Source organism: Streptomyces sp. CLV115, from assembly GCF_038448545.1.
Taxonomy (GTDB): domain Bacteria; phylum Actinomycetota; class Actinomycetes; order Streptomycetales; family Streptomycetaceae; genus Streptomyces; species Streptomyces sanglieri.
The window spans coordinates 1-9455 of record NZ_JBCEWQ010000233.1 but is presented as its reverse complement, the minus strand read 5'-3'; the positions used below and the strand labels follow the sequence as shown (position 1 = coordinate 9455).

Genomic DNA, 9455 nt, shown 5'->3' with positions numbered 1-9455 from the left:
GGCCGAAGCCCCCCGCGCCCAAGCCGACGCCGACCCCGACCCCGACGCCGACACCGACGCCCACCCGGACGCCGCCCCCGACTCCGACACCCCCGGTCCCGACGCCTCCGGCGCCGAGCGTCTATCAGGTCAGCGAGCTGAGCTATTCGATCCTGGGCGACCACTCCGAACCGGAAGTGGTGATGGGTGAGAGCAGTTGGGTCTGGCAGCGTTCCCATGTGTCGATCGGCGGCACGACCTACGCGCACGGGGTGACCGTCCACAGCAATTCCTCGGTCACCATCCGGCTGAACAGGCAGTGCACGCGGTACGAGGCCCTGGTCGGGATCGACGACTTGACGATGGGCCTCGGCTCGGCGCGCTTCTCCGTCTTCAACGGCGACGGAACGCGGCTCTGGCGGTCTCCGGTGATGAACGGTGACGACCCGGCCGTGCCGATGAGCGTCGGTATCGCCGGTCAGGAGAGCATCCGGCTGGTCGTCGAGCCCGGCCACCATGGTGGCTTCATGGCCCTCGCCAACTGGGCGAATTCGACGATCAGCTGCCAGTGAGACGGTCCGGCGGCGCACCCGGGGTACCCGGCATCCCCGGCCCACCCGTAACGCCCGGCCCACCCGTGGCTCCCGGCGCTCCCGCCGCCGGGAGCTCCTCGGTGATCCGGGTCAGCAGGTCGATGACCTCGTCGACGGTCAGGGTGCGGCCCGCGGCGCGCTCCGACTCGTACCGCTGAGGTCCGAGCTCCTCGCGTGCCCGCCGGACGGTCCCGGCCGCCTCGGACCGCTGCGCCTCGGACCTCGGGTCGAACGGGCGCCAGCTGTCCGCCGCCGCCAGGATCCGTACGGCCGCTCCGTGCCGGCCCACCTCGGGCAGCACGTTCGCCACGTCCTCCGCCAGCTGCCCGGTGACGAGCTCGGCGCACTGGGCGTCCCGCGCCGCGCGGAGCGCCGCCGTCAGACCCCGCACGCCCGCGACCGGACCACCGCCGGGCCCCGGTTCGCGCACCGCGATCCGCGCGGCCAGCCCGTCGACCACGGCGTTGACGTGTGGCGGCAGGCTGCCCCGTCCGACCGCGTCCGCCGCCTCGGTGACCAGGCACCGCGCCGCCACGATGTCACCCCGCTCCAGGGCCACGCCGGCGCGCAGGAACTGCCCGTACGCGCGGGCGTCGTGCACCTGGTAGCGCTCCGCCTCCCGCTCGGCCTCGGTCAGGAGCCGGTCGAAGTCCGCGAGATCCCCGTTGAGATGGGCGAGTTCGGCGAGACGGGCGAGGAGGAACGGCGCCTCGATGTGCGCCCCGACCTCACGGGACAGCAGCAGTGCCTCCTCGTACGCCGCCCGGGCCTGTGCCGACCGGCCACGCATCACGGCCGCCTCCGCCGTCGCGCTGGCGACCTGCGCCCGGATCCAGCGGTCGCCGACCCGGCGGCTCAGTTCGCTCAGTTCCGCGAGATCGGCGTCGACCCCGGGCATGCCGCCGGGCATGTCGACGACCATGTGGGTGCGGTACATCAGCGTGACGCAGTATTCCCAGGCGCCACCGTGGACACGGGCGTTCTCGACCGCCGACTCGATGTTCGCGTGGGTTCCGGTCACCGTGCCGGTCCTGAACGTGGCCATCGGCCAGAGCAGTCCCGGGAAGCGGGCGGACTGCGGGCCCGAGGACCTGAACGCGTCGGCCACCCGCGCCATCAGCGCCCGCCGGCCCTCGTCGTCGAGGAGGTCCTCGGTGGGCCGGGTCTCCAGTACGAGGAAGTGCCGCAGCATCTCCAGGTGCATGCGCGGCCAGTAGCGGGGGTCGCCGCTGTCGGTCGGCTCGGGGCCGAGCGTCACGGCCCGTTCGGTCCAGGTGAGGCCCTCGGTGCGGAAGTTGCGCAACCACCAGAACCACCCCATGCCGAGAACCAGTCGCACGGCCTCCGGCTCGGACGGGCCCGTGAGGACGGTCCGCTGGAGGACGGCCCGGATGTTGTCCAGCTCCGTCTCCAGCCGCTCGATCCAGGGCAGCTGCTCGCCGGAGCGGATGCGGGGCTCGGCCCGCTCGACGAGTGCGAGGAAGTACGCGGTGTGCGCGCTCGCGGCGGCGGCGCGTATCTCCGGGACCTCGGCGGCGCGTTCGGCGGCGTACTCGTGAATGGTCTCCAGGAGCCGGTAGCGCATCTCACCGGCGGTGCCCGGGGTGGCGACGACGAGGGACTTGTCGACGAGAGCACCGATCAGGTCGGCGGTGGAGAGCCGCCCGGGGAACGACCGGGCAGGATCCGGCCCGGGGAACGACCGGACAGGATCCGCCCCGGGGAAGGGACCGGCAGAGCCCGCCGCCCCGGACGTGACGACGGCTTCCGCGGCCTGAAGGTCCCAGCCGCCCGCGAAGACGGAGACCTGCCGCAGAGCCGTGCGTTCGTCCTCGTCGAGCAGGTCCCAGGACCAGTCGACGACGGCACGCAGCGTCTGCTGACGCGGCAGTACGGTGCGGCTTCCGCCGGTCAGCAGACGGAACCGGTCGTCGAGCCGGTCCGCGATCTGGCGCGGGCCGAGCATCCGCAGCCGGGCGGCGGCCAGCTCGATGGCGAGCGGCTGCCCGTCGAGCCGCCGGCAGATCTCGGCGACGGCGTCCGCATCGTGCGCCGCCCCCTGCCCGGGGTCGAAATCGGGGCGTACGGCACGGGCGCGCTCGGCGAACAGCCGATGGGCGGGATCGGCCGGGAGCGGGCCGACCGGTCGTACGGATTCGCCGGGGACGCCGAGGGGTTCGCGGCTGGTGGCGAGGATCCGCAGCCGCGGGCAGTGGGTGAGCAGGGTCTCGGCAAGGGCGGCGGCCGCGTCGATGACGTGTTCGCAGTTGTCCAGGATGAGCAGGACGGGGCGGATGCGGGAGCAGTGCGCCAGGTGCTCGACGAGGAGTTCGGTCGGGTCGGTGCGCGGCGGCTGTGTGTCGCGGCTGGTGTCGCGCAGGAGAGCCGTCTCGCGCAGCCCGAGAGCGGAGAGCACGGCTCCGGGTACGTCCACGGGGTCTTCCACGGAGGCGAGTTCGGCGATCCAGGCGTCCGTGGGAGCTCCGTGGGCGGCGGCCTCCTCGGCCAGCCGGGTCTTGCCGGATCCGCCGGGGCCGGTGAGGGTGACCAGGCGGGAGCGGGTCAGATCGGCGCCGATGGAGCGCAGTTCGGGCTCGCGCCCGACGAACGAGGTGAGCCGGGGCCGGAGGTTGCCGACCGGGACGGGCGAGGCAGCCGGGGTGGCCGAGGTCCCTGCCGCTGCCGCCGTCACCTGCGGCTGTGACGCCGGCTGCGACAGCGACCGAGCCGGAGGTGATTGCGGCTGCGGCTGCGAACGGGTCACTGACTGCGACTGGGTCGGCGACAGCGACAGGGACTGCGACGGGGTGAGCAACTCCCGGTGCAGTTCGATCAGTTCAGGTCCGGGATCGGTCCCGAGACCGTCGGCGAGAGTGCGGCGGGCGTCCTCGTACGCCGCCAGCGCATCGGCCTGGCGGCCTTCGGCACGCAGCGCACGGATCAGCTGGGCCCGGAAGCGTTCATCGTACGGGTGGGCGGCGGTCAGCTCCATGAGCTCCGGTACGAGGGTCCGAGGGCCGCTCGTCCGTCCGTCGCCGGGCCCCGCGGCGGCGCCCGCGCCCATGGCCGCGCACCGCAGGTCGGCCTCGATGCGGCGTTCCAGCGCGGCCAGGCGGTGGGCATCGGGGCGCAGGGCGTGGCCGTGGTCCCGGTCCGGCAGGTCGGCCAGGGCGGGGCCGCGCCACAGGCCGAGTGCGGTACGGAGCGTGCGCGCCGCCGTCGCGGGATCGCCCGAGTCGAGCTCCTCGGCGCCCCGGCGGGACAGCCGCTCGAACACGTGCAGGTCGACGTCGTCCGGTCCGGCCTCCAGGCGGTAGCCCCCGTGGGTGCTCGCGATCGTGTCCCGGCCCAGTGTCCGGCGCAGCCGGCCGACGAGGGCCTGGAGTGCGGCGGGAGCGTCGTGCGGGGGATCCGCGCCCCATATGTCGTCGAGCAGGTCGGCGACGGGGACGGGGCGTCCCGCTCGCAGCGCGAGGGCGGCGAGCAGGGCGCGCAGCCGGATGCCGTTCACGGGCAGCACGGCGCCGTTCTCGTCTCGCGCCTCGGTGACGCCGAGGATCAGGTACCGCATCGGGCCATTGTGTCCCGCGCCCCGGCCGACGGCAGCCGACCGCCCGCACAGGCACCGCACGGGCCCCGCGCCGACCACACCGGTCCCGCACCGGCCCCGTTCCAGCCGCACCGGCCCACCCCGACCACACCAGCCCCACCGGCCCCACCGGCCCCGCACCAGCCGTGCCGCAACCCGTGCCTACGGCTGCAGTGTCCGCCTGGCCGGCACCACTCCGCCCGCGACCGCGCGCTGGCGGGGCGCCGCCGTTCCCGTCCAGCAGGTGCCGCGCCGCGACACCAGGCGGCGCAGCCAGAGCTCCGTGGACGCCAGGTGCGCGAGGCCGTCCAGCGGGAGCGGTTCGCCCTCGGAGGCCGCGCGCAGGGCCTTCCGTACGACGCGGGCCTCGACCAGGCCCGCGTCGGCGAGGAGCGGGGCGTCGAAGAGGGCGATCAGCTCCGGGAGGGCGGCGCGCAGGCCGGTACGGGCGGTCGCGTTCGAGGTGGCGCGGGAGGGGGTGGTGCCCCAGCCCGGCGGCAGGTCGTGGATGCCGGCACCCGCGAGCACCCGGCGCAGGATCGCGGCGCGGGCGCCCGGCTGGACCCGGAGCGATTCGGGGAGCGCGCGGGCGGCGCGTACGACCTGGTTGTCGAGAAAGGGGGCGTGCAGCCGCTGGCTGCGGTTCTCGGCGGCCTGTTCCAGGATCCGGTGGTCGGCGGCGTACCGGGCCAGGGCGGCCCTGGCCCGGGCCTCGCCGGGCCGCTGGACGGAGACCGGGCGGACCGCCGCCTCCTGGAGCCGCACCGAAACCTCGGCGAGCGCCTCCCCCGTGAGCCAGCGCGCGGCGGGTCCGGGCCGCGACCAGGCGAGGGCGGCGAGCGAGGCGTCGGCGGGGGTGTCGAGGTCGGGGGCGTTCCGGTTGGCGTCCGGCAGCCGGCCGGCCGCCGCTTCCAGGCCGGTGCGGTACGACGTACGGGACAGGCGGCGGGCCGCGCGGTAGACGGTGAGCGGCACGACCAGGGAGTGCGCGCTCGGGCCCTCCGCCCTGGCGAGCGCGGCGACCGGGCGCAGGAGATGGCGTCGGCGACGGTCCATCAGCAGGTCGGCGAGGCGGGCCGGGTGGGCGTCGAGGACCTGGCGGGCGCCGCCGCCGACGAAGTGGTCGGCACTGCCCGAGGCGAGGCGGCGGCGGTGGCGCTCGGCGACGACGAGGGACGGGGCGGGTTCGTCGGTGAGCGGGCCGCCGCCCAGGTCGGCGTAGGGCAGGGCCTCTTCCCCGGCCGCGACGACCACGTGGTGCAGGCGCGGGTTGGCGGCGATGACGCGGGCGCGTTCGAGTTCGTCCTCGTGGCCGCGCGCGGTGAGGTCGTTCAGGGTGACGGCGAGCAGCCGTTCCCCCGCGCCGGTGCCGTGGCCCAGGAGAGTGCCGGGCAGGCCCGGCAGTCCGGCGGCGAGCAGGGCGAGGGTGGCGGAGGCGCTGCCTCCGGACAGGTCGGAGCCGATGCCGGGGACCGGTGCGCCACGGGCGGCGCGCCGTTCGGCGGGGCCCATCCCGGGAACCGGGCCGGGGTCGGGCGGCAGCGTCTCGGGCGCGTGGCGCGGGGCGAGGAGCCGGGCGCGTACGGCTTCGACCAGTGCGTCGCGTACGCCTTCGACGGCGCTGACCGGGTCGATCTGGGGTGCGGCCACGGCGAGCGAGGCCACCGCCTCGTAACCGGTGATCTCGCGCGAGCCCTCGCGGAGGATGAGGGCGTGACCCGGCGGGATGCGCTTCACCCCGGCGTACGGGGTGCCGTCGCGCAGCGCCTCCGGTGTTTCCGGGCAGGCCAGCAGGGCGGCCAGGTGGCCGATGTCCAGCTGGGCCTCGATGAGGTCGGCGAGCGGGAGCGCGGCGGTGGCGTACGCCGTGCCGCCCGCCCAGGGGGTGTAGAAGACGGGGCGGGCGCCGGCAAGGTCGCCGATGACGGTGATCCGGCGGCCGATCTGGACGACGGTCGTGTAGCTGCCGGGCCAGGAGGTGAGGTGGCGCAGGGCTCCGCCGCGGGCGGCGAGGAGGCCTGCGCGCAGCTGTTCGTCGGTGGCGCTGCAGCAGCCGAGGACGGCCATCCGGGCAGTGGGCGCGCCTTCGGCGGTCTCGACCGTGGTGATCCGGATCTCGTCGGGTCGCCAGTCCCCCACCGCCCAGAGCGGATCCGGGTCGCCCCACAGGAGTTGGGAGCCCACGGGGTGCATCGTGCGCCCCTCGTCACCGGGGCCGACCGCTCCGGCCGTGCCGAAGCTCGCGGCGATACTGCTCCACCCCACCAACCAACGCACCGCCGCCTCCACAGGCTGTGGACAAAACGGCGCAGCAGGAAAGTATCGGGTGAACACCGGTAACGCGCGGCGCCGTTGCGAACATGCTGCCACGACAACAGCGCGCAGGAGGGGCTACGTACGGCGCACGTCGGAAGGGCATGCGCCCCTGGCAAAGGCCGAGCCGGGGCGGGGCCGGGCCGGTGCCGGGCCCCGCCGGGTCGCCACCCGGGCCGTCGGCCGAGTCCGCCGGGGAAGCGGCCGGCGCTTCGACGACAGGACGTCGCGCACCGTCTCCGCCGGGCGTGTCGTCCGCCAACTTCGCTAGGGAACAAGCATGTTGTGTGCCCGGTGCGGGCCGGCTCCGCCAGCCGAAATCCGGCCATGCTCAAGCCGTGCCCGAGCCGCCGCGAACCACTCGCGGGCCGTTCGACGGACGACCTTCCGGCGGTCGACGAGATGTCCGCGAAACGGGCGGCTCAACCTCGGACGACCAGCGACATTCGGCCATTTTCAGAGCGGGTCGGAACCTTGCGGGGCGACACCCGCCGCACCGGAAGTCCCCTTTCGCCCCACTTCATTCGCCGATTCTTCCCGCATGCCTCCAGGACACCTCCGGCAGCCTCGAAGGATCTCCACCGGGGCCGCCGATGCACAGTCCGGGAGGTGTCGTTCACCTCCCGGACCGGTCCGCCGCCTGCGGGGAATGAGGCGGCAGTGTCCCCCAGCCCACTGAGTCCTGTGCAGTGGGCCGACCCACGCAGCACCCATGGAAGCCCTTCCGAAACAGCCGGACGAGAGCGCACGGCCGGGCGCACGGCCACACACCGGGAGCACGTCCGCGGCCCGGCCCGGGACGCCGGCGCCGCACGCGGACGACGCCTCTCACGTGCCGTTCCCGTGCGCCGTCGAGCAGCCGTCCGGGCCCGGCGGACCCGGCGTCCGGACCGCCTCCGGGCCCCGTTCCGACCACTCCCGGCCCGCGTCCGATCCGTACCCGGACCGCACCCGAACCCCATCCGTTCCACCACCCGCGCCCGCACGGACAACAATCCCGCCATACGGACGTCTGCCCCTTAACGGTAGGGATGCGGCGAACTACGCTGGGTTTACTGAGGTTCTCTGCAGGAGGCATATTCCTCGGGGCTCGGCCATATGCGTGTGCGGCCGGAGTGCCGGGGTTCGCCGCTGGGGAGGACACGGTACGAATGCCGCGCGCCGCAACGGTGACGCGGCGGCCGTCTGTGTGTCGAGGGGTGGCGCATGTCCAGGGAGCAACGCGGACCGAACGAGAAGCTCGGAACCGTTCTCGCCCTCGCGGGAATCAGCAACGCCGGGCTCGCCCGGCGGGTCAACGACCTCGGGGCGCAGCGCGGTCTGACACTTCGGTACGACAAGACCTCGGTGGCCCGGTGGGTCTCCAAGGGCATGGTGCCGCAGGGCGCCGCGCCCCATCTCATCGCCGCGGCGATCGGCGCCAAGCTCGGCCGGCCGGTCCCGCTGCACGAGATCGGGCTCGCGGACGCCGACCCGGCGCCGGAGGTCGGGCTGGCCTTCCCGCGCGACGTGGGCGAGGCGGTCCGCTCGGCGACCGAGCTGTACCGGCTGGATCTGGCCGGACGGCGGGCGGGCAGCGGCGGCATCTGGCAGTCGCTCGCGGGCTCGTTCTCGGTGAGCGCGTACGCGACGCCCGCGTCCCGCTGGCTGATATGCCCCGCCGACGCGACGGTGGAACGAGACGCTGCGGCAGCGGCCGGGGCCCCGGTCTTCGACCCCCAGGGCGCACGGGGCGCACGGAGCGATGCAGGGGCGCAGAGCCCGCCGGGCACGGCGGCGAGGAGCACGGCGGTGCCGCCCGGCGCCCCGGCCGCGCTGAACGCCCAGGCGGCCCGGACAGCGCTCGGCACGCTGGGCGCGCTGGGGACGCGACAGGCACCCGCCATCCCCGCCCAGCCCCGCCCGGGCGCGGCACCGGCACCCGCGCCGGTCCCGGCGGCGGAACCGGCACCCGTGCCCCCCGCCGTCCCGCCCACCGCGATCACCACCACCAGCGACATCTCCCCGCTGCGGGTCGGCCACAGCGATGTCTCCAAGCTGCGCGAGGCGGCCCAGGACGCCCGCCGCTGGGACTCCAAGTACGGCGGCGGGGACTGGCGTTCCTCCATGGTTCCCGAGTGTTTACGGGTCGATGCCGCACCGCTGCTGCTCGGCTCGTACAGCGACGAGGTGGGCCGGGCGCTCTTCGGCGCCGCGGCCGAGCTGACCAGGCTCGCCGGCTGGATGGCCTTCGACACCGGCCAGCAGGAGGCCGCGCAGCGCTATTACATCCAGGCGCTGAGACTCGCGCGGGCCGCGGCCGACGTCCCCCTCGGCGGCTACGTGCTCGCGTCCATGTCGCTCCAGGCGACATACCGCGGCTTCGCCGACGAGGGGGTCGACCTCGCGCAGGCCGCCGTGGAGCGCAACCGGGGCCTCGCCACGGCCCGCACCATGAGCTTCTTCCGCCTGGTGGAGGCGCGTGCCCATGCCAAGGCGAACGACGCGGCCGCCGCGGGGTCCGCGCTGCGGGCCGCCGAGGGCTGGCTGGAGCGCTCCAGGGGCGGCGACGCGGACCCGTCCTGGCTGGGCTTCTACTCGTACGACAGGTTCGCCGCCGACGCCGCCGAGTGCCACCTCGACCTGAAGGCACCCCGGCAGGTGCGGCGCTTCACCGAACAGGCGCTCTCCAGGCCCACCGAGGAGTTCGTCCGCTCGCACGGGCTGCGGCTCGTGGTGTCGGCGGTGGCCGAGCTGGAGTCGGGCAACCTGGACGCGGCCTGCGCCGCGGGCACCAGGGCGGTGGAGGTGGCGGGCCGCATCTCCTCGGCGCGGACCACCGAGTACGTACGCGATCTGCTGCACCGGCTCGAACCGTACGGTCACGAGCCCCGTGTCGCCGAGCTCCGCGAGCGGGCCCGGCCGCTCCTGGTGGCACCCGCCTGACCGTCCCGACCGTCCCGGGGGGGGGGGGGGGGGGGGGGGGGGGGGGGGGGGGGGGG

Annotated in this window: 4 protein-coding genes; 2 read left to right on the top strand and 2 right to left on the bottom strand. The window is 75.0% G+C overall.

Going from position 1 to position 9455, the window contains the following annotated elements:
* On the top strand, positions 1-551 hold a 551-nt coding region (locus AADR41_RS39545), incomplete at its 5' end, for an NPCBM/NEW2 domain-containing protein (protein ID WP_342287084.1).
* Here the strand turns inward: AADR41_RS39545 and AADR41_RS39540 are convergent.
* Positions 538-4143 (bottom strand): AfsR/SARP family transcriptional regulator, encoded by a 3606-nt coding sequence (locus AADR41_RS39540; RefSeq protein ID WP_342287082.1) that lies wholly within the window; start codon positions 4141-4143, stop codon positions 538-540. The two genes, AADR41_RS39545 and AADR41_RS39540, sit on opposite strands and share 14 nt — an antisense overlap.
* A 180-nt stretch (positions 4144-4323) precedes the next feature.
* A complete protein-coding gene (locus tag AADR41_RS39535) occupies positions 4324-6438 on the bottom strand; it encodes an asparagine synthase-related protein (protein WP_342287081.1) in 2115 nt (704 codons plus the stop codon).
* Between the two features lie 1242 nt (positions 6439-7680).
* Between AADR41_RS39535 and AADR41_RS39530 the strand changes: the two genes are divergently transcribed.
* Complete coding sequence (locus AADR41_RS39530) at positions 7681-9399, top strand: sporulation protein (RefSeq protein WP_342287080.1); 1719 nt, start codon at positions 7681-7683, stop codon at positions 9397-9399.
* The last annotated feature ends 56 nt before the right edge of the window (positions 9400-9455 follow it).